Source organism: Snodgrassella sp. W6238H11 (assembly GCF_016100525.1).
GTDB lineage: Bacteria > Pseudomonadota > Gammaproteobacteria > Burkholderiales > Neisseriaceae > Snodgrassella > Snodgrassella alvi.
In genome coordinates, this window is the sequence record NZ_JACFSH010000005.1 from 53,101 (window position 1) to 78,113 (window position 25,013).

Annotated in this window: 23 protein-coding genes and 3 tRNA genes; 6 read left to right on the forward strand and 20 right to left on the reverse strand. The window is 42.5% G+C overall.

Annotated elements, in window-relative coordinates:
• Positions 1 to 191: 191 nt before the first annotated feature.
• From murA to folD, 17 genes are all read right to left on the reverse strand, one after another.
• Complete coding sequence (murA, locus tag H3V00_RS09310; protein WP_198207779.1) at positions 192 to 1,451, reverse strand: UDP-N-acetylglucosamine 1-carboxyvinyltransferase; 1,260 nt, start codon at positions 1,449 to 1,451, stop codon at positions 192 to 194.
• Positions 1,452 to 1,490: 39 nt separating this feature from the next.
• Positions 1,491 to 1,739, reverse strand: coding sequence for a BolA family protein (locus tag H3V00_RS09315; protein ID WP_025329856.1), 249 nt, complete (start codon positions 1,737 to 1,739; stop codon positions 1,491 to 1,493).
• Positions 1,740 to 1,793: 54 nt separating this feature from the next.
• On the reverse strand, positions 1,794 to 2,555 hold the full coding sequence (locus H3V00_RS09320; RefSeq protein WP_084551528.1) for an ABC transporter permease: 762 nt from the start codon (positions 2,553 to 2,555) through the stop codon (positions 1,794 to 1,796).
• The gene (locus H3V00_RS09325; RefSeq protein WP_198207781.1) at positions 2,552 to 3,472 is read right to left on the reverse strand and encodes an ABC transporter ATP-binding protein; all 921 of its coding nucleotides are present in this window, start codon (positions 3,470 to 3,472) and stop codon (positions 2,552 to 2,554) included. The genes H3V00_RS09320 and H3V00_RS09325 overlap by 4 nt, the downstream gene beginning before the upstream one ends.
• 46 nt (positions 3,473 to 3,518) lie before the next feature.
• Complete coding sequence (gene yacG, locus H3V00_RS09330; RefSeq protein ID WP_078475027.1) at positions 3,519 to 3,716, reverse strand: DNA gyrase inhibitor YacG; 198 nt, start codon at positions 3,714 to 3,716, stop codon at positions 3,519 to 3,521.
• The gene (gene zapD / locus H3V00_RS09335) at positions 3,716 to 4,468 is read right to left on the reverse strand and encodes a cell division protein ZapD (protein ID WP_025329860.1); all 753 of its coding nucleotides are present in this window, start codon (positions 4,466 to 4,468) and stop codon (positions 3,716 to 3,718) included. Before zapD ends, yacG begins: the two co-directional genes overlap by 1 nt.
• Before the next feature lie 5 nt (positions 4,469 to 4,473).
• Positions 4,474 to 5,088, reverse strand: coding sequence for a dephospho-CoA kinase (gene coaE / locus H3V00_RS09340; protein WP_198207783.1), 615 nt, complete (start codon positions 5,086 to 5,088; stop codon positions 4,474 to 4,476).
• Positions 5,085 to 5,936 carry an A24 family peptidase gene (locus tag H3V00_RS09345; RefSeq protein WP_110413805.1) on the reverse strand — a complete coding sequence of 284 codons (852 nt, stop codon included), beginning with the start codon at positions 5,934 to 5,936 and terminating at the stop codon, positions 5,085 to 5,087. Before H3V00_RS09345 ends, coaE begins: the two co-directional genes overlap by 4 nt.
• A 6-nt stretch (positions 5,937 to 5,942) precedes the next feature.
• Positions 5,943 to 7,175 carry a type II secretion system F family protein gene (locus H3V00_RS09350; protein WP_025329863.1) on the reverse strand — a complete coding sequence of 411 codons (1,233 nt, stop codon included), beginning with the start codon at positions 7,173 to 7,175 and terminating at the stop codon, positions 5,943 to 5,945.
• Positions 7,176 to 7,223: 48 nt separating this feature from the next.
• A complete protein-coding gene (gene pilB, locus H3V00_RS09355) occupies positions 7,224 to 8,903 on the reverse strand; it encodes a type IV-A pilus assembly ATPase PilB (RefSeq protein WP_025329864.1) in 1,680 nt (559 codons plus the stop codon).
• Positions 8,904 to 9,104: 201 nt separating this feature from the next.
• Positions 9,105 to 10,802, reverse strand: coding sequence for a single-stranded-DNA-specific exonuclease RecJ (gene recJ / locus H3V00_RS09360; RefSeq protein ID WP_198207786.1), 1,698 nt, complete (start codon positions 10,800 to 10,802; stop codon positions 9,105 to 9,107).
• Positions 10,799 to 11,773: a hypothetical protein gene (locus H3V00_RS09365; RefSeq protein WP_198207788.1), complete on the reverse strand. Its 975-nt coding sequence runs from the start codon at positions 11,771 to 11,773 to the stop codon at positions 10,799 to 10,801. The genes recJ and H3V00_RS09365 overlap by 4 nt, the downstream gene beginning before the upstream one ends.
• Before the next feature lie 102 nt (positions 11,774 to 11,875).
• Positions 11,876 to 12,412 (reverse strand): tyrosine-protein phosphatase, encoded by a 537-nt coding sequence (locus H3V00_RS09370; protein WP_198207790.1) that lies wholly within the window; start codon positions 12,410 to 12,412, stop codon positions 11,876 to 11,878.
• Positions 12,413 to 12,455: 43 nt separating this feature from the next.
• The gene (locus tag H3V00_RS09375; protein WP_198207792.1) at positions 12,456 to 14,216 is read right to left on the reverse strand and encodes a M61 family metallopeptidase; all 1,761 of its coding nucleotides are present in this window, start codon (positions 14,214 to 14,216) and stop codon (positions 12,456 to 12,458) included.
• A gap of 203 nt (positions 14,217 to 14,419) precedes the next feature.
• Positions 14,420 to 15,448: a type I glyceraldehyde-3-phosphate dehydrogenase gene (gene gap, locus H3V00_RS09380; RefSeq protein ID WP_084585186.1), complete on the reverse strand. Its 1,029-nt coding sequence runs from the start codon at positions 15,446 to 15,448 to the stop codon at positions 14,420 to 14,422.
• Positions 15,449 to 15,571: 123 nt separating this feature from the next.
• Positions 15,572 to 16,267: a hypothetical protein gene (locus tag H3V00_RS09385; RefSeq protein ID WP_198207794.1), complete on the reverse strand. Its 696-nt coding sequence runs from the start codon at positions 16,265 to 16,267 to the stop codon at positions 15,572 to 15,574.
• Between the two features lie 72 nt (positions 16,268 to 16,339).
• Positions 16,340 to 17,203 (reverse strand): bifunctional methylenetetrahydrofolate dehydrogenase/methenyltetrahydrofolate cyclohydrolase FolD, encoded by an 864-nt coding sequence (gene folD / locus H3V00_RS09390; protein WP_198207796.1) that lies wholly within the window; start codon positions 17,201 to 17,203, stop codon positions 16,340 to 16,342.
• 212 nt (positions 17,204 to 17,415) lie between these two features.
• On the opposite strand from folD, the gene H3V00_RS09395 reads away from it, so the two are divergent.
• The 5 genes from H3V00_RS09395 (at position 17,416) to rnhB (ending at position 19,609) form a co-directional block, all read left to right on the forward strand.
• A tRNA-Pro gene (locus tag H3V00_RS09395) sits at positions 17,416 to 17,493 on the forward strand.
• Positions 17,494 to 17,531: 38 nt separating this feature from the next.
• A tRNA-Arg gene (locus H3V00_RS09400) sits at positions 17,532 to 17,608 on the forward strand.
• 19 nt (positions 17,609 to 17,627) lie between these two features.
• Positions 17,628 to 17,703: transfer RNA gene (locus H3V00_RS09405), tRNA-His, on the forward strand.
• A gap of 131 nt (positions 17,704 to 17,834) precedes the next feature.
• Positions 17,835 to 19,007 (forward strand): lipid-A-disaccharide synthase, encoded by a 1,173-nt coding sequence (gene lpxB, locus H3V00_RS09410; protein WP_198207798.1) that lies wholly within the window; start codon positions 17,835 to 17,837, stop codon positions 19,005 to 19,007.
• Complete coding sequence (gene rnhB, locus H3V00_RS09415; RefSeq protein WP_198207800.1) at positions 19,004 to 19,609, forward strand: ribonuclease HII; 606 nt, start codon at positions 19,004 to 19,006, stop codon at positions 19,607 to 19,609. Before lpxB ends, rnhB begins: the two co-directional genes overlap by 4 nt.
• A 217-nt stretch (positions 19,610 to 19,826) precedes the next feature.
• On the opposite strand, the gene dksA is transcribed toward rnhB, so the two are convergent.
• The 3 genes from dksA to proC all read right to left on the reverse strand — a co-directional run bounded on the left by dksA (position 19,827) and on the right by proC (position 22,548).
• Complete coding sequence (gene dksA, locus H3V00_RS09420; protein ID WP_025329875.1) at positions 19,827 to 20,243, reverse strand: RNA polymerase-binding protein DksA; 417 nt, start codon at positions 20,241 to 20,243, stop codon at positions 19,827 to 19,829.
• 162 nt (positions 20,244 to 20,405) lie between these two features.
• Complete coding sequence (locus H3V00_RS09425) at positions 20,406 to 20,969, reverse strand: YggT family protein (protein ID WP_084565114.1); 564 nt, start codon at positions 20,967 to 20,969, stop codon at positions 20,406 to 20,408.
• Between the two features lie 781 nt (positions 20,970 to 21,750).
• Positions 21,751 to 22,548: a pyrroline-5-carboxylate reductase gene (proC, locus tag H3V00_RS09430; RefSeq protein ID WP_198207802.1), complete on the reverse strand. Its 798-nt coding sequence runs from the start codon at positions 22,546 to 22,548 to the stop codon at positions 21,751 to 21,753.
• A gap of 310 nt (positions 22,549 to 22,858) precedes the next feature.
• Here proC and H3V00_RS09435 point away from each other — a divergent pair, with 310 nt between their 5' ends.
• Complete coding sequence (locus tag H3V00_RS09435) at positions 22,859 to 24,613, forward strand: VWA domain-containing protein (RefSeq protein ID WP_198190466.1); 1,755 nt, start codon at positions 22,859 to 22,861, stop codon at positions 24,611 to 24,613.
• The last annotated feature ends 400 nt before the right edge of the window (positions 24,614 to 25,013 follow it).

Here is a 25,013-nt window from a genome sequence, read left to right on the forward strand (position 1 = left end):
AAAAATAATATGATTTTTTATTATGTAAATATCTGTTTTTTATTAAAAATTATGCATAATTAATTTTATTTTTAATTTATTTAATATATTTATGAAATTTAAAATATGACAAATTGAATTTTAATTGCTTTGTAATGTATAAAAGGACATATCTGGCTATATGCAGATATGCCCTTGCGATTTACTGATGATTAGTGGTCGCTGATGCGTTCAATAATTGCGCCCACTCCGCCTAGCTTCTGTTCTATATTTTCATAGCCGCGATCAAGATGATAAATACGTTCAACAGTAGTTTCACCACTGGCTACCAGACCGGCAAGTACCAGACTGGCAGAGGCACGTAAATCGGTAGCCATAACAGTTGTACCGGATAATTGATCTACACCTTCTACAATTGCAGTATTACCTTCAGCGGATATCCGGGCACCCATACGATTAAGTTCGGGTACATGCATAAAACGGTTTTCAAAAATGGTTTCTACTACTTTACTGTTACCGCTGGCAATACTATTCATTACCATAAATTGTGCCTGCATATCGGTAGGAAATGCCGGATAGGGGAGGGTGCGGATATCGATAGCTTTGGGACGCTGTTGCATGTCGATGCTGATCCAGTCGTCACCGGCTTCAATAATTGCGCCGGCTTCACTTAGTTTTTCCAAAATGGCCTGCATAGTTTTAGGTGCGGCATGTTTAAGAACGACTTTGCCGCCGGTCATAGCCACAGCACACAAAAAAGTTCCGGCTTCTATGCGGTCGGGAACGACACGGTGACTGCATCCATGCAATTTTTCTACACCGGTAATAGTAAGAGTCGGTGTACCTATTCCCTGAATATTGGCACCCATTTTAACCAGGCAATCGGCAAGATCGGTAACTTCCGGTTCCATGGCAGCATTTTCCAGAATAGTCGTTCCGTTTGCCAGTGTTGCAGCCATTAACAGATTTTCTGTGCCGGTTACGGTAACCATATCCATAACAATATGTGCACCTTGCAGACGTTTTGCCCGGGCTTTGACATAACCATGCTCAATACTGATTTCTGCCCCCATGGCTTCAAGCCCTTTGAGGTGCTGGTCTACCGGTCTCGATCCGATGGCACAGCCTCCGGGCAGGCTGACCTGAGCCTCACCAAAGTGTGCCAGTGTGGGACCCAGTACCAGAATAGATGCACGCATGGTTTTAACCAGATCGTATGGTGCACAGGTATTATTGATACTGTTACAGTTTATTTCAAATTCCTGAATATTATCTGTAAGTACACGTGCTCCCATGCCCTGTAACAGTTTTTGGGTGGTTTTAACATCACGAAGCATGGGCACATTGGTCAGATGCAGGGTATCACGAGTCAGTAAGGAGGCACATAACAAAGGTAAAGCGGCATTTTTAGCGCCGGAAATAACAATTTCACCGTGTAATGCGCCGTTAGCACGGATTTTTAATTTTTCCATATGGATTCTCAATTATGGCAATAGTGTCTGTTTGCCGGATTAATGCTGTTTGACAGCCCATTCGTCAGGAGTGGCGGCAGTGGTAATGGATAGTGCATGTAATTCATTACTGGCAATCTGCTGCGCTAGCCCGTCTTTAATCATACGATGGCGTGCCAGCCGGTTTTTTCCGTTAAAGGCACTGGATACAATCCGGGCAAAGAAATGATGACCATCACCTTCAACCTCAAGATATTCACAAGGTAGAAGGTTTGCAATCATGGTTTTAACTTCTTCTGGTGTTAACATAACGTGCTCCGGAATAGTTATTAATAAGGCGGCTATTATAGCGTTTTGCTGTGTCTAATTGCGTAATTTCCAGCCTGATTTCAGGATGCCGCAGACAAGAAAACACAGGACGATAGCAAAGCTGCCGACTACCGCTAGTGCAAGCCAGGGAGAGGAATCACTCTGGCCAAAAAAACCAAAACGGAAGCCGTCAATCATATAAAAAACCGGATTGAAATGGCTGAGTGAACGCCAGAATTCAGGCAGGCTGTTGATAGAATAGAATACACCGGACAGAAATGTTAAAGGCATGATAAGAAAGTTCTGAAAAGCGGCCAGCTGATCAAATTTTTCTGCAACAATGCCGGCAAGTAAGCCAAACATACCCATAATGGCACATCCGAGCAGTGCAAATGTTATTATCCAGCCGATATGATGTGGCATGGTTAATCCGAAAAAAGCTGTTACTGCTATGACTCCAATACCTACCATCAGTCCGCGTAGGATGGAAGCGCCGACATAAGCGCAAAAGAAAGCAATGGTACCCAATGGCGGCAACAGAATAAATATCAGATTACCGGTAATCCGTGACTGAATCAGGCTGGAAGATGAGTTGGCAAAAGCATTTTGCAGCATGGACATCATAGCCAGGCCCGGTATCAGAAATACATTGTAACTGACTCCCGGTAATATATCAGGACGCCCCTGCATTACATGAGCAAATATCAGCTGATACAGCAAGGCGGTGAGGATAGGAGCAGATAAAGTTTGAAACCCTACTTTCCAGAATCGCAATACTTCTTTTTTAAAAAGGGTGTAGCAACCAATTGTATTCATTTTGTGCCTTTCGCATGGTCACTGGTCAGGCGCAGAAAGACGTTTTCCAGATCGTTTTCCAGAATATTCAGATTGATAACATTAATTCTCTGATTCTGCAGAATTTGTAATAAGGCTGTTAGCTGGTTGTAGTCAGCGAGTTTGAGCAGATAATGGTTATTATCATCTTCTTTAATCAGATAATGACGTAAATTATCCGGTAATGTTTGATCTGTAGTTAATGCCAGCCGTAATTCTGTTTCGGTATCCAGTAAGTTGCGTGTGCTGTCAAGTGCAACAATTTCGCCATGTTTCAGCATGGCGATGCGATTGCATAATGATTGTGCTTCTTCCAGATAATGTGTGGTTAGAATAATGGTATGGCCGTCTGTATTCAGCCGGGTAATAAACTGCCACAGATTCTGACGTAATTCTACGTCTACTCCGGCTGTGGGTTCGTCCAGTACGATAACAGGCGGCCGGTGTACTAAAGCCAGAGCAACCATAACGCGGCGTTTCATCCCGCCAGACAGATTACGTGTGTTTGTGTCGGCTTTATCTGTCAGTCCGAGACCAGCGATAATTTCATCTATCCAGTCATCGTTATTGCGCAGACCAAAATAGCCGGACTGAAACTTCAGTGCTTCACGTACGTTAAAAAAAGGATCGAAAACCAGTTCCTGCGGAACGACACCCAGAAGTTTACGGGTAGTGTTAGCTTCCAGTTGTACATCATGACCACAAATGCTGATTTGTCCTGAAGTCAGGCGGCTTAGTCCCGCCATCGCGGAAATGAGAGTAGTTTTGCCGGCACCGTTAGGGCCGAGTAAACCAAAAAACTCACCGGGCTGGACGCTAAAGCTGACACCTTTTAAAGCAGTAAAACCATTAGCATAGGTTTTTACTGCTTGTTTAATACAAAGAGCAGGGGAAGTCATAAAATTGAATATTTGTGAGGTTATAAGTAATATTTGCCGCTGTTTATCAATGCTTTAATGGTGTTATTTCTTCACTTAGCGGCTGATCTTCATCGGCTGGCAGATTATAATTTTCACTAGCCCATGCTCCCAGATCAATCATTTTGCAACGCTCTGAACAGAACGGACGAAAGCGGCTGGACGGAGTCCAGTCAACATTTTTTCCGCATATCGGGCAAATAACAGTGGTGATTTTTTCAGTCATTATTTGATTACCGGATCAAAGCTGCACATGACCAGAGTAAATGGTATATCAGTGGTTAAAACCTGGCCACGTGCCTGTTGTTGTGATGCCTGTAAAAAGCGAATATGGGTAAAATATTTATTAGCAGATACTTCTGGCAGTGCAGTGGCATTCTGGGAAACATTAATACCCAGTAGGTGAATGTTCTGTCCAAGACTGTTATGCTGATAACTTCCGCTTGTTGCCAGACAGTCTACAGACAGACTGTTTTGACGCAGAATTTCCAGTAGCAATTTGATGGCTTCATAAGTAGGTAACAGACTCTGGATCCACTGGCGTAACTGTAATTCACGTTCTGCCGGCTTTTTTTGCTGCCAGTAATAATAGGAAGGCAAATCATACGGACTGGTACCGCCGGGTACGAACATGCGCTGCTTGATTGCCATCAGCCATTCATTTTCGCGCAAATGCTGTCCGAATTTTTGCTGAACACTTTGCAGATTTGTAATTGCAGTTTGTATATCTACCAGGACATTTTTACCTTCTTCACCACGTTGTCTGGCCAGACTTTTTTGTCGTTCCAGTTCTTGCAGAATATCCAGTTTCAATTCGGCACGTGCTGCTGCTTCCATGATTTCGAATAGTGAGAATAATGCACAATGATGTGCCCAGATTTCACTGCGTATCACTACTTCATGGAAGTGTTTGAACAGATGTGCTATGCGCAGGAAATTACGGACGCGCTCAGACAAAGGATGTTCGAAATGGATAATATCTGTCATAACTTGGCTGGTGTTAGAGCTTGATAGAAATGATGCAGCTGGATAACTTTCCGGTTTAGTTCCTGCCAGTTGCCATCGTTGATAATGATGTCATCGGCAATGGCTTTCCGGATATTGCTGTCAGCCTGCTGTGCCATGATAGCACGGATTGTTGATTCGTCCAGATTACTACGCTGCCGAACTCTTTGAATACATATGTTAACCGGTGCTTCGATAATGAGTATACGTTGTACCAGTTGTTGAAATTCCGGTTTTTCTGCCAGTAAAGGAATTTCAATAATTCCATAATGCTGATTCAAAACAATTTGCTGTTTTGCTTGCTGAAGGCTTTGCAGAATTAACGGATGGAGAATATTTTCCAGCAGAATACGATTCTGTGAATCGGCAAACACCCAATTACGCAGTTTTGGCCGATCCAGACTGCCGTCAGTAAGAAATAGATTATTCCCGCACTGTCTGCGGATTTCAGGTAACGCCAGACCGCCAGGAGCAGTAAGCTGGTGTGCGATTTCATCTGCATTCAGTACTGGTATGCCCAGAGCAGTAAAACAGCTTGCTACGGCAGATTTTCCACTACCTATGCCACCGGACAGACCTATCCAGAACGTCATGTACTAAACCCGGAAAGACGCAGCCACCAGTGAATCAACTGATTAATCTGACTGTTTGTCATCCACACAATCCAGCCTGCAATGGCCAGTGCCGGACCAAAAGCCATAGGCTGGCTGCGGGCAACTCTGAGAATAAGTGAAGCAATAATACCGACAATTGCTGCCATAAATACAATTAAAGGCAATGCAGAAGCACCCATCCACGCACCAAGGGCAGCCAGTAGTTTAAAATCACCATAACCCATACCATCTTTACCGGTTAGTAGTTTGAATAACCAGAAAAGTGACCACAAGCTCAGATAGCCTAATGCAGCACCCCAGACAGCAGAAGCTAAGGGAACAAATTCACAATACCAGTTAAACAGTAAACCCAGCCAGAGTAGAGGTAAGGTGATTTGGTCAGGTAACAGCTGGGTTTCGGCATCTATAAAGGTCAGTGCAATCAGTGCGGCAGTCAGTATCAGACCGCCCGCAGCAATAGGTGTGACATCATAACGCCAGACTACTGCAGCAAATGCAATACCGGTTAATAATTCCACGCAAAAATAGCGTGGGCTGATGGATGCTGAACATGAAGCACAGCGTCCGCGTAGCAGTATATAACTGACAAGAGGTATATTCTGCCACCAGCGGATTTTATGCTGACAGTGCGGGCAGGCTGAATGCGGAACACAGAGATTAAAGCGACTGGTGTGTTCTGCAGGCAGTTGCAATGCCATTCGTGCTTCTGCCTGCCAGCTTCGTTCCATCATAATGGGTAAACGATAGATCACAACATTCAGAAAACTGCCAACAGCACATCCCGATATTAATGCAATGACGCTAAAAAACAGAGTATCAGTTAACATCAGGTATTAACCTACGGCATTACCGATATTAAATAGCGGTAAATACATGGCAACCAGAATTATCCCGACAATACCACCGAGTACAACCATAATAATCGGTTCCATCAATGAAGACAGTTGTGCAACGGCAGTATCTACATCTTCTTCATAGAATTCTGCGGCCTTATTGAGCATGTCATCCAAAGAACCTGATTCTTCACCGATTGAAGCCATTTGCATCACCATGTTCGGAAACAACTCTGTTGCCTGCATGGCTGAGGTAAGAGAAATACCCTGATTAACTTTGGCACGGATTTCCTGAGTAGCTTCTTCATAGCGAATATTACCGGAAGCTCCGGCAACTGAATCAAGAACTTCTACCAATGGTACGCCTGCTGCAAATAGAGTTGCTGTTGTACGAGACCAGCGTGCAATGGTGGCTTTACGAACGATTTGGCCGAAAATAGGCATTTTTAACAGCATATAATCAAAACGTTTTTTCAGATCATCTGAGTTCTGATACCATTTAAATAAGCCAATTACACCACCTATCAGTGCAATGATGACAAATATGCCGTAATGTACAAAGAAATTGGAAATATTCATCATGAACTGAGTCAAACCAGGTAATGGTACGCCCATACTCTCGTAAACTTTACCAAATGAAGGTAATACGAACATCATCATGACGATTACCAGTGCGATTGCTACGACTACTACCACAGCTGGGTAGGTCAAGGCACTTTTAACTTTTTTCTTGATACCCTGAGTTTTTTCTTTATATACCGACAGCTTGTCAAGAATAGCCTCTAGTACACCACCGGCTTCACCCGCATGCACCAGATTACAGTAAAAATGATCGAAATATTTCGGATGTTTAGAAAAAGACTCTGCCAGAGATGTACCTTGCTCAACATCAGAGCGGATTTGCAACAGTAGCTGGGTCATTGCCGGGTTAGAATGCCCTTTGGCTGCAATATCGAAAGCCTGCATCATAGGCAGACCAGATTTCATCATGGTGGATAATTGTCGGGTAAAGACGGTAATATCTGCCTGACTGATTTTCTTTTGGCGCTGTTTTTTGACCTTGGCAATCTGTATTACACGAATTTGACGCCGGGTTAGCTTGGCGCGTGCATCAGCCTCGTCTTTTGCGACAACTTCTCCGCGTACAATCTGTTCAGTTTTAAGGTTTTTGCCTTCAAAACTGAAACTGGTACCTGAAGATTTGGTTTTGGATACTGCTACGGGTTTATTCATAGTGTTCTCTCACAGTATTGACTTAATTGTATAGGCGAACAATCAGTTTTAATCATTAGTGCTTGCAAGAATCTCGTCCAGAGACGTAATGCCTTCCATCACTTTCAGTAAACCGGCATGGCGTAAATCGACCAGACCTTCCTTGAGCGCCTGAGTGCTGATATCTACTTCATTACCATTATTCATGATAATACGTTGCATTTCATCACTGACCGGCATAACTTCATATACGCCGGCACGTCCTTTATAGCCTTTGCCCTTACACCTTTCACAGCCGACCGGCCGGTAAAATGTCCATTCTTTGGCGAGATCTTCATCTGAAAAACCTGCTTTTTTCAGTGCAAATTCAGGCGGACGCTCTGCCGGTGCCTTGCAGGTACATAAACGCCGCACCAGACGCTGTGCCATAATCAGATTTACTGAGCTGGCAATATTAAACGGAGCAACGCCCATATTCAGCATACGGGATAATGTAGCAGGGGCATTATTGGTATGCAAAGTTGAAAATACCATATGGCCGGTTTGTGCAGCTTTAATGGCAATATCTGCGGTTTCCAAATCACGGATTTCCCCCACCATAATGATATCCGGATCCTGGCGCAGAAATGATTTTAACGCAGCAGCAAATGTCAGTCCTTGTTTATCATTAACATTTACCTGATTAATACCAGGCAGGTTAATTTCCGCAGGGTCTTCAGCAGTGGAAATGTTAACACTGTCGGTATTAAGAATATTAAGGCAGGTATACAGTGATACGGTTTTACCGGAACCAGTAGGGCCGGTAACCAGCACCATACCGTATGGCCGGTGGATGGCCTCAAGCAGTAATTCTTTCTGAAATGGCTCAAAACCAAGTTGTTCAATATTCAGAGTAGCCGCATCCGAATTCAGGATACGCATTACAATTTTTTCCCCGAACAGAGTGGGCAGTGTGCTGACACGGAAATCAATCGGCTTGGCACCTTTACGGAACTGAACCTGAATACGTCCGTCCTGAGGAATACGTTTTTCTGAAATGTCCAGTTTGGCCATTACTTTAATACGTGAAGCGATCTGGCCGCGAATATTCAGTGGCATACGTACCACTTCACGCAACTGTCCGTCAACGCGAAAGCGTACTCGTGCCATTTCTTCATAAAATTCAAAATGGATATCTGATGCGCCGCTGTTTAATGCATCACCTAGTATTTTAAAAACAAATTTTGCAATTGGTCCATTTTCGCCATCTTCGTCATCTGCAGACATGGCGTTATTTTCTACAGCACTGGAGTCACCAATTGAATCCATATCTTCTAGAAGGTTGGTGGATTCCTGACCAAGATTTTCCAGTAATTGGCGTAACTGACTATCGCGGACTATAACCAGATTCAGTACGCAGCCGGCATCTGTGGCAATTTTCTGGTAATGCTGAATTGATGTAGGATCAGATACAGCCAAAAACAGTCGATTACCGCGCTTGAATAGCGGCACGCAAATGTATTGCTGCATAATTTTCAGATTAATTAAATCCAGCGGTACCAGACTTTGATTATATGGCTCCAGATTCAGGTAAGGAATACCGAATACACCGGACAGAAAGCTGGCCAGTTTATCAGCATTGATGGCTCCAGATTGTAGTAGTGCCGGTATAACCGGACGTTTTTGTTCCAGTTCCTGACGCAGTTTTTCTGCTTTTTCTGCGTCAATAATCTGGTGCTTATATAAAACCCTGATCAGTCCAAGACTCATACAAATTAATTCCCGTCTCCATAACTTCTGAGTTTACATTCTGGTAAATGCTGTACCTGTTCAGGTTTGACTGAAATATTACTGCATACAGCACACTTTTTTCTAACCTGTATCAGATAAAAGACCAGAGTAAATTCATGTTAATGTTTAATTGTGCTAATTATAAGTGAATTTGTGTATTTAAACAGCCTATATATCGGTTTAATTACAAATTTCCCAGTAATCTGCATATAACTGTAATTCCATTTGCTGGTGCCACTGGTTGGCAATTAGCCGGTAAACCACGCGAATATGTTCCGGTAAGGTGGCTGTACAGCGGAAAAACATAACTTCATATTCACAGTTGTTCTTGTGTAACACTGCTTTAATATGGCCGGTACCCACTATTTGTTGTCTGATTACTTTAAATTCATCGCAAAAACGGGGTTCAGGAAAATTCTGGCCCCATACCAGAGCCGCCAATTGCTGTGCTGTGGCTAAGTTCAGATATTGATTGTCTAATGAACCATCAGTCTGGTACGTATAGTTTAAATCCACCGGCCGGATGAGTTGCCGGCAGACTGCCTCAAATTCATTTTGGAAAACTGCCAGATGTATTTCGGAAATACTTAAGCCTGCAGCCATAGCATGTCCGCCAAACTTCTGGATAATATCCGGCCGGCGTTTACTGACCATATCCAGTGCATCACGCAGATGTAAACCGGTAATGGACCGGCCGGAGCCGCGTAATGTACCATCTTCCGCCTGAGCAAAAACAATACTAGGTCGATGAAAGGTTTCGCGTAACCGGCCTGCTAAAATTCCGGTTACTCCCTGATGCCAGTTATCATGATAAGCAACGATGCTATAGCTGTTTTCTGTATTGAAGCCGGCCAGTTGTAGATTAGCTTCATCCTGCATGCTGCGCTGAATCTGACGACGTTCATGGTTCAGATCATTCAGTTGTTCGGCCAGATCGGTTGCACTTTCCATATCATCGCTCAACAGACAGGCTATACCCAGACTCATATCATCCAGTCTGCCGGCAGCATTCAGACGGGGTCCGATAGCAAAACCCAGATCAAATGCATGTGCCTGTTGCGGATTGCGTTTGGCCACTGCAAACAAGGCACGAATTCCTGCTTGCATTTTATCAGCTTTAATTCGTCTGAGCCCCTGAGTTACCAGCAGGCGATTATTCTGATCAAGAGGTACCACATCGGCGATGGTGCCCAGTGCCACCAAATCAAGCCATTGAGCAAGATTGGGTTCCGGATGTTTACTAAACCAGTTTTGCTGGCGCAGATGGTAACGCAAAGCCATTAGTACGTAGAACATCACACCTACACCAGCCAATGCTTTACTGGGGAATTGATCACCTGGTTGATTAGGATTAACAATAATACATTCAGGCAGTTGTTCACCCGGCAGATGGTGGTCAGTAATCAGGACGTCCATTCCTAGCTGTTGTGCGCGTTGTACGCCGGCTACACTGGCGATACCATTATCCACGGTAAGCAGCAGGTTCGTACCTGCCTGAGCTGCAAGCTCAGCAATCTGTTCAGTTAAGCCATAACCATGTTCAAAGCGGTTGGGGACGAAAAAATCGGTTTGCGCTCCCATTGCCTGTAATCCGCGTATCCCTAAGGCACACGCTGTGGCTCCGTCTGCATCATAATCGGCAACAATCAGAATTTTTTCCTGCCGTTCGATTGCCTGAGCCAGTCGCTCACTGGCGGCCTGAATATTTTTCAAATTCTGAAACGGTAACAGCGCAGACAAATTGTATTCAGTTTCACTTTTGTTTTTAACTGCTCGTGTTGCATACAGTTTGGCCAGCAGAGGATCAACACCCTGAGCAAGCAGAGTTTGCAGAGCATCAGTATCTACCGAACGGGTAATAATATGTGCCGGCTTCATAAATTCAATCCGGTAAAAGGTTGGGTTTTAGTCCGGAACAAACGAAATTTGGGCTTGCGAATCTGAAGAAATCCGGTTTCACATCGGATATTCAGCTGGCGGATATGTCGGTTTTTTAATCCTGACAGCAAAGGTTGCCACCAGTCTTGTTCCCATTGATGCAGTATTTGTGCATAGGTATAAACATCACCCTGATTTACTGGTAAGCATAAACTATCATTAAACAATACAATTTCCTGCTGGCCTGAATCTGATAGAGTATCCATTAATGCTGCGTAATTTAGCGGTAATTCATGCGCATGCAATGCCCACGAACTATTGGTATAAAGTAGTGTGTCGTGCTTTGCTGTGCCAATAAGGTCTTTTTCAAACCATAAACCGTTAATCGTGGGCAGACCGCGTGTGCTGCGTTCCTGATTAAGCGGATGCTGATGCAGCAACATTTGCAGCTCAGTTTGCTGTTGCAGAATCAGAGTTGCATCTTTACCCGAAGGTTTGGCGGTGCCGTCTATGCAGCCTGACAAATCAAGTAAAGATGACAGGGTAAAATCAAGTACCTGTGGCATGGTAACTAGCCATAAATCCGGTCTGACCGGAAAAAACCGCCAGCCGTCTGGCTGTAACCATGTACTCAATACTTCACAGAAGGCTTTTGCCTCTTCTGGATTCAAACCAAGAGCATTTCCGTCAAGATACTGAAGCTGATGCATGCCGGCTGTCTGGTTTATAGGTGTGACAATAAAGCCGCAATATTCCGGGTTTAGGTTTAATTGCTGCTGAGCCTGTTGAACCCATGAACCTTTCCACAGATATTGCTGATATAACTGACTTCTGTTTATGGTTTGTAATGTATGTTTGCTCCATTGCCGCAGGGTATTCAGTGCTGGTAGCTGTAAGTCAGGTATCGCAGCTTCCTGATGTGGCCATAATAAACCCGGCAGAACGAGAGTTATACTTAAATCAGCAGACATGAATACACAATATTCCCAGTATAAAAATCAATATCACTTTGAGTTTTTATCAAATCAGATTGTTAATTTGATACTATATTTTTAATTCATTCCATCACGGAGTTATTCAAATACAGCCTGACGAATTTTTTCAACATCAACATTTTGGATATATCTTTGTATGTTTGGATAAATCTTGTAATGATGATTCAATTCCGGCTTCATCAATTCTTCGATAACCTGTTTTTTAGTCCAATTCTGAAAAATTAACCGATACATCGCAATAACTACTCCGGTACGATCACTGCCATGCCAGCAATGAATTAATACCGGTTTAGGCGAGTTTTTAATAGCTTTAAGAATTTGAATGATTTTTTCATCGGTTATATTCTCAGCCCGCATATCAATCCGGATTTCAGACATGTCCGTATTAGCAATTTTGTCCTGATCACTATGCCATGAACGCAAGTTAATTATTGTTTTAATCCCTAATTTATTAAGCTGTTCAGCCTCTTTTAAAGAGGGTTGTTCAGATCGGAATACATCATCAGATACTTTATAAAAATTGCCGGGTAACTGATTAGAATTAGCATAAGACTGACAACTGCTGATAATGAAACATACGCAGCACCATAAAAAAATGTTTGCTATTCTTGTCATTCTAAAACCATGGAAAGATAACGGTAAAAGTATGCGGATGAATTTAAGGCTGTGGCTGTAACCAACGCTGTAATAGCAATGCATTATCAATACTCAGCAACGCAGTATCAGCTAATGCTGCCTGTGGCAGTAAAGTAGTCTGTCGCAGTAAACCGTCACGGATGAAATGTATCCGTACTGTTTCACCAACATGAATACGTGCCCATTGCTGATTAAAATCGGTAATAATTTCATCATTAATAGCAATCAGCTGGTCACCGGCACTCATACCTGCATTCTCGGCACTGCCTTGATTAAATACTTGTTGCAGGCTGACACCAAATGAGGCTGGCTGAACGCGGGCACCCAGGTCTGCATCGGGCTGTTCGGCAACGGAATAATGCTCAATATATGCACCACCATGCTGGCGAGGCAAGGCAGCCCAGTAGAGCTGTACACCAGCCTGCTGTAATTGTTCTATCAAAGGCAAGTCTGCTGTGGTCATAATGTATTGCTGATAAACCTGAGTTAAGTCTATTCCGGTAGCTTGCTGGGCTATTTTCAGCCATTCATTTTCCGCCAGCCCCATACCCCGCTGACGCCAGTCCTGATACAGGGCACGCATAATATCATCCAGATTTTTTTGCTGGCCGGTATGCCGGCGGATATAGTGATCCAGACACAGAGCTGCCAGTGCGCCTTTCTGGTAATAGCTGACAATACTGTTGGCACTGTTTTCATTCTGTTTGTAATATTTTGTCCATGCAGTAAAGCTGGAATCTGCCAGACTTTGCTTTAAACGGCCGGCACCCTGTTGTACACGGGTAATGGTTTTGGCCAGTAATTGCAGATACTGTTCTGGTGTAATCACACCGCTGCGTACCAGAAACCAGTCATCATAATAGGAAGTGATACCTTCAAAAGCCCACAACAGCTGTGTATAAGCTTCATCATCCAGTTTGCTGTTTAAAAATGCAGAAGGAATAATAGATTTTACGTTCCATGCATGAAAATATTCATGGCTGAACAAACCTAGTAATGTAATATAAGCGTCGGTATTTTTTCCGTCTTTTTGCGGCAGATCATGCCGGTCGGCCATGAGGGCAGAGGAGGATTTATGTTCCAGTCCGCCATAAATGCCATTTCCGACAAAAAGTAAAAAGCTGTAGCGTTCAAACGGTGCCGGTGCGGCAAACATAGCAATTTCACTGGCACATATTTTGCTTACATCATCTACCAGACGCTGCTGATCGAAAGATGAGAAATGGCCGCTGATAACAATTTCATGTTCAATGCCGCCTGCACTAAATGGCAGACGCAGCAAATAGCCCATTTCCACCGGATAATCAATTAAAGAGCGGTAATTACTTACCTGATAAACATGGGGCTGTGTTGTTTGCGGCATGGTAGTGGCAATATCCCAGTTTTCAGGCAGGCCGGTAATGATTAACTGGCAGTTTTCCTGTTCACGCTGATTATGCCGTAAAAACAGACAGGCTCCGTCAAAGAAACCTCGTTCAGTATTTAAAAAAGAACCGCGCACTGAAGTATCGAAAGCATATACCAGATAAGTGATCTCCCAGTTACCTGCCTGTCCGTTGCAAGCCCAGGTATTTTTATTTATCTGTTCAGCTGATGCCGGTGTATTGTTGCAACTGGCCGATAAAGTGACAATATGACGGGCAAAATCACGAATCATGTAACTACCGGGTACCCAGCTGGGTAAACTCAGACTGAAATTCTGATTATCCAGTTGTGTAAAACTAAGGCGTACTTGCCACAGATGCTGAGTCAGAGAATGGGGTTGCAAATGATAGTTAAGCATAATTTGTGCCTCAATGAAGCGGAAAAGAAATATCAGCACTGTCTGTCAGAGAAAAATTGCCAAGATTAATATTAACCTGGTTGAATTTATTCTGGTGTTTGTATGGCAAACAGGTACTGATTCTGTTTGCCACAATAGGTACAGGCTGTCTGAAGCCTGTATAAGCGGATTCAGACAGCCTGTACTTCTGCTGGTGAAACGGGTTACGCGAGTGGAGTAACTTCCATGCCAAACATAGCACGTGCAGTATTCAGCATCTGGCAGCTAAAGCCCCATTCATTGTCGTACCACGCCAGTACTTTTACCATATTACCATTAGTAACTTTAGTTAATGTACTGTCAAATATGGAAGCCTGAGTTGTATGATTAAAATCGGTGGAAACCAATGGCAGAGTATTGTAGCCCAGAATATGTTTCATACTGCCTTCACTGGCTGCTTTAACTATGGCATTAACTTCTTCGACACTGGTGTTACGGGCGGCTTCAAACGTTAAATCAACCAGTGAAACATTAATTGTGGGAACACGTACTGCAAAACCATCAAACTTACCCTGTAATTCCGGTAATACCAGTCCGATAGCCTTAGCTGCTCCGGTTTTGGTCGGAATCAGATTTTCAACAGCACTGCGGGCACGGCGTAAATCTTTATGGCGAACATCAGTCAGTACCTGATCATTGGTAAATGAATGAATGGTTGTCATTAAGCCTTTTACCATTCCCAGTTCGTCGTTAATGGCTTTTGCCACCGGGGCCAGACAGTTGGTTGTGCAAGAACCATTGGATATTACTGTCATTTCCGGTGTTAATACCTGATGATTAACTCCGTATACCACGGTAGCATCCACATCGGCACCGCCGGGTGCGGAAATCAGAACTTTTTTAGCACCACTTTGTAAATGAATGCTGGCTTTTTCTTTGGTAGTAAAAGCACCGGTACATTCCAGCACCAGATCGATACCCAGTTCACCCCAGGGTAATTCTGCCGGGTTACGGGTAGAAAAAAAACGGATGCGGTCGCCATTAATAATTAAAGCATCATTATCAGATGAAACATCTGCGGCAAAACGGCCATGAACTGTATCAAATTTTGTCAGGTGTGCACTGGTTTCCAGTGAACCGCTGGCATTTACCGCAACAATTTCCAACTGGTTGCTCAAGTTATAGTCATAGATTGCACGCAATACCTGGCGGCCAATACGGCCATAACCATTAATGGCAACTTTTAACGTCATGCTTATTCCTTTTTAAATCAACAAAACCAATCAGGCAAATTTGGGATGTACAGAGCGAAATGGTTTAAACCGTACCAAAAACATCATGTATTATAGCTGAACCAGTCTGTTTCCACATCTGTATCAGCGCATACCTGTTCCAGCTGACTGTGCTTTCAGCATTTGCTGAAATGCATCTGACATGCTGTTAATATCCACCCAGCCCATGACACTGAATAATAATAGCAGTATGCCTCCGGCCAGACAGGTAATTAAGAAATAGATAATGTATCCCAAAAATACTTTAAATATATTTTGCTGACTGATGCGAACAAATCCAAAGATCTGTACTACCAATGTCCATAGTAGCCATAAAGACCCAGGAGTGGCTAATACCTGTGGCCAGTATAGTGTGGCTAGTGTAGGCAGGATCAGCACTTCAGTGGCCAGTACGTAACCATACCAGCGTCCTGGCTGCTTATTGTAATAGCCTAGAATAATCTCCATTGCCATGCTCAGAACACCCCAGCGCACTACCGTTAATACAATGACAAAGATGGTTATGCCGGTTTGCCGTCCCAGAATCTGTGACATATTGGCCATATTCAGCAGACCAAGCGCAAGTAAAACGGTAACGAAGATTAATGGATTGTAACGATAATGTGTTTTGGGATAAAAGCGCAGGCGCAGAGCAGCACAGGCGTCCAGAAAAAATTGATACATCAGGTTAATACCACAATTAGGGTTGTAAATAAGGATAGCTATTTTAACCGGCAGCCATTCTATCGCATCATAATCAAGTACAGACCAGAAGGCTGATATGTCTATTTTACCAAGCAAACATGTTTGTTGTTTTGTATGATGGCTGATATTATTGTGTAATCAATACACAATATAGCTTTGCCGATAACGTCACGATTGTTTTGTATCGTGAATTTCTGCTGCTTTCAATGTGTTTTCCATTAAGGTAGCTATGGTCATAGGGCCTACTCCGCCCGGTACCGGTGTAATCATAGATGCACGTTCTCTGGCTGCATCAAACTCTACATCCCCGCATAACTGTCCGTTTTCCAGACGGTTAATTCCCACATCTATTACTACAGCCCCGGGTTTAATCCATTCACCTTTAACAAAGTTCGGAATGCCGACGCCTACAACCACAATATCAGCAGCAGCAACTTCCTGTGCCAGATTCCGGGTAGCACTATGACAGATTGTGACTGTCGCACGTGCCAGAAGTAATTCTAACGCCTGCGGTCGGCCGACAATATTTGAAGCGCCTACTACAACAGCTTTTTTACCGGTGATTGGTACCTGATAGGCATCCAGTAATGTCATTACCCCTTTAGGTGTACATGGACGCATTAGTGGCATTTTTACCGCCAACCGGCCAACATTATACGGATGAAAACCATCTACATCTTTATGGGGTACAATCCGTTCCAGTACCTGCTGACTGTCAATATGTGCAGGCAGTGGTAATTGCACCAGAATTCCGTCTATACCATTATCTGCATTCATTTCGTCAATCAAGGCCAATAATTCGGCTTCTGTGGTATGTACAGGCAGCTCGTAACTGCGGGATTCAAAACCAATGGTTTCACAGGCACGCTTTTTATTGCGTACATATACTGTACTGGCCGGATCTTCACCAACCAGAACCACAGCCAGACAGGGGCGGCGTAGCTGATTATCCAGACGCTGCTGTACACGAATGGTTAATTCTTGCAGGATTTGTTGAGAAATTTTTTTACCATCAATGAGTTGAGCGGTCATGAGAAAATTCCAGAGAAAAAGATTATGCCGATGGCAGGTAATTATCAGCTAATATTTACAAGAATAGCATTGTCGCATTTTTTTTAAGCGGTTTCATCTGCTTTTATATATAGCCATTCATATAAATCAGCCATATTTCAAAAATATGGCAAAAAAATTTACTTTACCTCTTGACGATAGTTTTTCATGGCTGTATAGTTCGCCTCTCTCGTCGGGGTGTAGCGCAGTCTGGTTAGCGCATCTGCTTTGGGAGCAGAGGGTCGTGAGTTCGAATCCCACCACCCCGACCATATCGACCGAATCCTTGTCCGGATAGATTTGAGAGTACGCGCCCGTAGCTCAACCGGATAGAGCACCGGCCTTCTAAGCCGGGGGTTACAGGTTCGATTCCTGTCGGGCGCACCAAAGTTTGAAAAGTTTTATGGTGGCTGTAGCTCAGTTGGTAGAGCCCTGGATTGTGATTCCAGTTGTCGTGGGTTCGAGCCCCATCAGCCACCCCAATATAAAAGCCCAAGCCGTTTGCTTGGGCTTTTAATTTTTATGGTACCCTTCGGGAATACACTATCGCCTGCTAAACATGCTATCTATTACGTCTTACTATAATAGTTGCTTATAAAACTGCTATCCTGCTATGAATAAAGCTGCAACTGAACTTCCCATTTTAACCATAGCCTTGTGTGCCGGCGAAGCATCTGGTGATTTACTGGGTGCCCATTTGATGAATGCGATTCGTACACGATATCCGCGGGTACAGTTCGTTGGTATTGGCGGACCGCGGATGCTGGCAGCCGGAATACAAAGTCTCTATGATCAGGAAAAACTGGCAGTACGCGGTTTTGTTGAAGTTGTCAAAAAATTACCGGAAATTCTGGCCATTCGTCGCGGCCTGATTCGTTCACTGAAACAAATCAGACCACAGGTATTTGTCGGTATTGATGCACCGGATTTCAATCTGGGTGTTGCCGAAAGTTTAAAACAGGCCGGTATTGCTACCGTACATTATGTCAGTCCGTCTGTCTGGGCATGGCGGCGTAAACGGGTAAAAAAGATTGTTAAACAGGTGGACGAGGTATTATGCCTGTTTCCGATGGAACCGGAACTATACCGGCAGGCAGGCGGACGGGCACGTTTTGTCGGGCATCCTCTTGCCCAGACTTTGCCACTGGTTATTGACAGAAAGGCGAAAAGGCAGCAGCTGAAACTGTCTGAACAGGCTCCAGTGTTTGTTTTAATGCCGGGCAGCCGGGTCAGTGAAATTGATTTCATGGCACCGATTTTTTTACAGGCTGCTGAAATTATTCACCAGCGTTATCCTCAGGCCCAGTTTTTACTACCACTGGCTACGGCGGCAACACGGCAGCGTATGCAGGATATCCTGGCTCAGCCGGTATGGCAAAAATTGCCGATACGTTTAATGTCTGCACATGCAGAAATGGCCTGTCAGGCAGCCGATGTTGCACTGGTTACCAGCGGTACGGCCACGCTGGAAGTGGCTTTATGCCAGTGCCCTATGGTAATCAGCTATAAAATCTCACCTTTAACCTATGCATATGTCAAACATAAAATTAAAGTGCCGTATGTTGGTTTGCCTAATATTCTGTTAGACAGAGGTGTGGTACCTGAATTACTGCAAAGTAATGCAACACCACAAAAACTGGCAGAGGCTGTGATTCACTGGTACGAATCGCCACAGGAAGTACAGGATTTGCAGGCAGACTTTTCAGCACTACATCAGCAGCTGTGTTTGAATACTGATGAACTGTCTGCACAGGCGGTATTGCAGCATGCAACGGAGCAAATATGAATACAGAGCTGATGGTATTACCCAGCCATGCCGGTGTAGACGAAGCCGGTCGTGGTCCGTTAGTTGGCAGTGTATATGCAGCAGCTGTTATTTTACCGGCAGATTATGATTTACCCGGTCTTACTGATTCAAAAAAATTGTCCGAGAAAAAGCGTGATGAGCTGGCAATATTAATTAAGCAGCAGGCAACTGCATGGTCTGTAGCTGCAGCAGATGTGGCAGAAATACACCAGTATAATATTCTGTTTGCAACTATGCGTGCCATGGCTCGTGCTGTAGCCGGTTTGCATATTCAGCCGACCAAAGTGTGGATAGATGGCAATCGCATACCTGCTGATATGACTTTGCCGGCAGAAGCAGTAGTTAAGGGCGATCTCAAAATAGCTGCTATTTCTGCTGCCTCTATTCTGGCCAAAACGGCACGTGATGCAGAAATGTATGAGCTGGATAAATATTATCCGCAGTATGGTTTTGCCCGTCATAAAGGCTATGGTACAGCCGCACATCTTGCTGCATTGCAGCAGTTTGGTGTACTGCCACAGCACCGGCAGGATTTTGCACCTGTGAAAGCCTTGCTGGCGCAGGGAAAATACTGTTTCTGAGGCTATTCAACCGCGGGATTGTACTTTTTATGTTTAACCTGTACATCGCTGTTATATCAACATTTTATGATTTCTATTGAATTAATATCAAATAATTAGCAGCAGTTAATAATTAAGTAAATCAGCGGTGAGACATGCATTATCGCAATGATGATATGTAGCAATAATGCAAAAACGCTTCCCGGCAGGAAAGCGTTTTTAGTCCATAACAGATAAATTAATCTACAAACTGTTTTTTAATTCGTTCACGCCGTTCCTGCGCTTCTACCGACAAAGTTGCAGTAGGGCGAGCGAGTAGCCGTTTCAGACCGATAGGTTCGCCGGTATCCTGACAAAAGCCATAATCGCCTTCGTCTAGTTGGCGCAATGAAGCCTGAATTTTACTTAATAACTTACGTTCACGGTCACGGGTGCGCAGTTCTAATGCATATTCTTCTTCCAGTGTTGCGCGGTCTGCAGGATCAGGCGTAGTAGCCTGCTCCTGTAAATGTCCGGCCGTATTGTTGGCATTATGAATCAGCTCATCCTGGAGTTTTAACAGCAAATCACGGAAGAAAGCTTGGTGTTCTTCATTCATGTATTCTTCTTCAGGGCCATTCCAGGCCTGGATGTCTTGTTCTGTGAGTTTGGCCATTGTACAGTCTTTCTTTTGCATAGCTCGATTAAGCAATTAGCTCAGGAACTGACAGCTTAATCTGGATTTGAAAATAACAGATACTGGATTTCAGGCTGTTAAAAAAGTTCGGGCATAATAGCATGTTTTTATAATTTATTAATAATTTTGCATTCGACAACATTATCCGAATATCAGCCAGTATGAAATCTTACTGCTTGCCTGCGGCAGCCACCATTCGAGACAAAGCCAGAGCACAAGCAGAATAATTGTCGCAGAAAAATCATATTTACCAATACGCATAAAGGCAAACGGACGGGTTAACGGAGCATAGATACGCTGCAAGGTAAATAGCAGTATTGAATAAGGTTTGCTCAGACTTAAAAACATTCTTATTACCAACCCGATGAATAATACATAGCACAGTGCTTTCAGGGAAAACAGAATGCAAAGAGCCAGACTGGCTGCAATAGTGCGAATATCCGGTAATACCCATCTAAGGCTGATAAACAGATTTAACGTACATGCCAGGTAATAAATAATGATAGTAGCCAGAATGCAGGCAATATCCCATTGGTACAATGGTGGTATAATTTTACGCAGAGGGCGTACCAGCCAGTTGGTACTACGTACACAAAACTGAGCCAGAGGATGCAGAAAAGGTAATTTAGCCCACTGTAACAGAAGCCGGGCCCAGCATATAATACTTAGTGCACTGGCTAATAAAAATAATGTTTTACTAATCACATATTGCCTTTAATGTCCGACGGATATTGAACTTTCTTTTTATAGAAAAAGATTCGGGCGGATTATATTATGGAAAAATTTGAACAAACAAATTCTGACTTAAGATTATATTGTATACAATATAAGAGATAAATAATGATATTTGATAAATATCATTTTTTTATTTAAAGTCGGATTTACCGCTGTAATAATACAATCCATAGTGGGCAGAACTCATAGTCTAAAAATCTGATCTGAATTGCAGTGCTATGATATGCGCAGCTTTTCTTGGTTTTGAATTTTGCTCTGACTGTTAAAGCATATCTGTAGCAGCTAATAAAATTTTTTCTTCTGCACACCGAGCAAATATTGGTTTACTTTAACTATATTTAATAATCAAATCATGTATTGTTATTTTATTCATTTTGTACCCTTCACAAGAGTACATTTGTTTTGCTAATTAATATATTTGATGAATTTTTATCGATGATTAATACAGTGCCAATAATTGCATAGAGAGAAAGTATTTTAATTTTACTAATTAATCAAAACCAATAAATTAAATATGTAAAATAAATTATTGTTAAGTAAAAGCCAGAAATATAGATTTGGATTCGTCGATTAACATTGAAGTATTTTTAAAACTTAATATAAACAAGATAAAATATCAATAAATGAAGTACATTATAAGTGAATATGTTAAAAATATACTCTTTAATGTACTTCATAAAAACGCCTGAAGTTTTTAATAATTAGGTCAAAATAATCTAATTAATGTGACTCTATATCAAAATAATATCTTTTAAAAATGTGCAAGTTGTTGCTGCATTTCTTCTGCTCGCGCAACACTGGCAGCCACACCGTCAATTACAACCTGTGTCAGCTGATGCTGGTCAAAAACTGAAGTCGCAGCAAATGTGGTGCCACCTTTAGATGTTACATTTTTTTGTAGTTGAGCAAATTCGGTGCCAGACTGTTCTGCCAGATTTACAGCACCTTTGAATGTTCCAAGTGTTAAACGGTGAGCTTCTTCAGGGCTGAAACCCTGCTGTATGGCAGCCTGTTGCAGGGCATTAAGAAAATAGAAGACATAGGCCGGACCACTGCCACTGATACCAGCGATACGATTAATGCCACTTTCTTCTTCCAGCCATACTACTTCGCCTGTTGTGCGCATGATATTTTCTGCTATGGTTTTGTCTGCTTTACTTATGCCTGCCGGTGCATACATACCGGAGATTCCCTGACCAATCTGGCAGGGGGTGTTGGGCATAATACGGATAATACGCTGATGATTACCCAGAAACTGACTTAAAGTACTTATTGTTAAGCCTGCTGCTATGCTTAATACTAGCGCACCGTTAAGCCGGATACCGGTTGTAGCCTGCTGCATATCTTGCGGTTTAACTGCCAGTACCAGAATATCTGTGGTTGCCAGTTCTGTTAATTTAGCACTGGTACGTACCTGATATCGTTCGCTTAGATATTGTCGTTTATTCTGATTACGGTCAATTACTTCAATTTCATAACCGCCTTGCTGAGTCATACCGGCAACAATCGCTGTTGCCATATTACCACCGCCAAGAAAATATACGTTCATAAGATTTTCCTCAGTTTTTATTAAAAATAATTAACTTAACCGGTAATATTGTCTTAATTGAATAAATTTAAACAATATTGGTTTGTAAAGACTTTTATATTCAATATTAGCTTAATTATAGGTTCAATGTGTAATGGATAAAGTCAATATGGATTGCAGCTTCAGATTCAGCAGCTGAATATTAACTAATTAATATCTTATTCTACTGATTTTATTGATTTTAAAGCTGAAAAGAACCAAATAAAATTACTGGTGTTAATTTGACTATTATGTTAATAATGTATTTTTATCTGATAAATAAAGAATATTTATGTTAAAAATAAAATCAATAGGTCGTAAGGCTTCTTATGGTTTAGTCTTGGTGTTATTAACCAGCATACTGAGTGCTTGTAATACGGCTGGCACCAGTAGTAGGGATAGGGTTAGTAGTACGGATAGCACCAGCAATCAATCAGATTATCGCCATGAAAAAAAGTCATCGGAATTTCTGGGCTTGTCTGCTGCTGCCTATAAGGTACGTGGGGCAGGGAGTATATCTTCATCCATCGAGGGGTATGATTCCAGAATAGGATTCAGGGGGGCAGACTATCAGAGTCCAGGCTTAAGGGCTGTATTTGAAACTCAGCAGCCGGATACTGCGCAATATAAAAATTATTCTGATAACCCGGTAAAACAGGTAGTTACTGAACCTGTCAGTACATTCAGTCTGGATATGGATACAGCCAGTTATGCAAATAGCCGACGGTTTATTGCACATGGCCGGATGCCGCATCCTGATGCAGTGAGAGTAGAAGAGTTCATTAATTATTTTCCAAGTGCTTCGAATGAGAAATTAACGTCAATAACGGGTTCTCCTTTTTCTGCCGGTTATGAGCTGGCACCCAGCCCATGGAATACAGATAAGGTTCTGTTAAGAGTTAATATTAAAGCAAATGATGTCAATTTTAATCAATTACCGCCGTCGAATCTTGTTTTTCTGATAGATACGTCCGGTTCGATGGATGGTGAAGACAGGCTGGATTTGCTTAAACAGTCATTAAAGTTACTGGTAAATGAACTGCGTCCGCAAGATAAGGTTTCTATTGTTACTTATGCCGGAAGTGCCGGAGTGGCGCTGGAATCTACCTCTGGTAGTAATAAAGCCAAAATTATGGCTGCCATTAATAAACTTGAAGCTAGGGGCAGTACCGCTGGCGGAGAAGGGCTGCAGCTGGCTTACAAGATGGCTGAACGGGGCAAAGTAAAAGGTGGAATCAATCGGATATTGCTGGCTACTGATGGTGATTTTAATGTTGGTATTAATAGCACAGAAGAGCTGAAAGCATTTGTCAGCAGAGAAAAAGAAAAGGGTATAACATTATCTACACTTGGTTTTGGTACTAATAATTTCAATGATGCAATGATGGTTCAGATTGCCGATGCAGGTAATGGTAATTACAGCTATATCGATAGTCTCGAAGAAGCGCAAAAGGTATTGCAGGAGGAGATGAGTGCCACTTTGGTTACGGTAGCTAAAGATGTCAAAGCTCAGATCGAATTTAACCCGGCTCAGGTACTCGAGTATCGCCAGATTGGTTATGAAAAACGGCAGTTAAAGCAGGAAGATTTTAATAATGATAAAGTTGATGCAGGTGATATTGGTGCAGGGAAAAAGCTGACGGTTTTATATGAACTGACGCTGGCCGGTGGTAAACCAAGTATTGATCCTTTACGTTATCAGAGCAAAAAATCTGCAACAGCTACAAATGCAAACAATAATGAAATTGCTTTTCTTAAATTACGCTGGAAAGCACCACGTGGTCAAAAAAGTGAACTGGCTTCCCTGCCTATAGAAAAGAAAGCTCTGGCCAGTTCTTTTGCTAAAGCCGGAGTAGAAACACGGTTTATGGCCGCAGTAGCAGCATACGGACAAAAATTGCGTAATAATCCTGAACTGTCTAAAACATCTTATCAGCAGATAGCAAGCTGGGCAAATAATGCCAAAGGTGAGGATAAGCAGGGCTACCGTGCTGAATTTGTAAAATTAGTCAGAAAGGCAGCTGCTCTGGAAGATAAAAACAACTAAGGTATGATTCAGTAGCATATTAAATTCTATTTCTAATAGAAAATAAACAGAGTTATTGAACCGGATAGTTTAATAACTAAAAAAGCCAGTTTTTTAAAGCTGGCTTTTTCGTTTTTATTGCTTATGAATCAGTCTTGTTTGCTCACTACAATTATCAGATTTGATAGATACAAACATTTATGCTTTTGAAGTAATTTAAAGGTTGTAATTTATTTCAGTAATAAAAATAATTATTTTTAGTTTAATTCAATTCAACTATTGTCTGGTTTATGTTCTGCAATCAGAATCTGTATTGTTCAGGTCATGATATGCAGTATGTATTCTGAATGTATAAAACCAATAATTATTGGGAAAAAATAAAATACAAGGTTTGGCTGTTAGATGAATATCTGTGTATTTT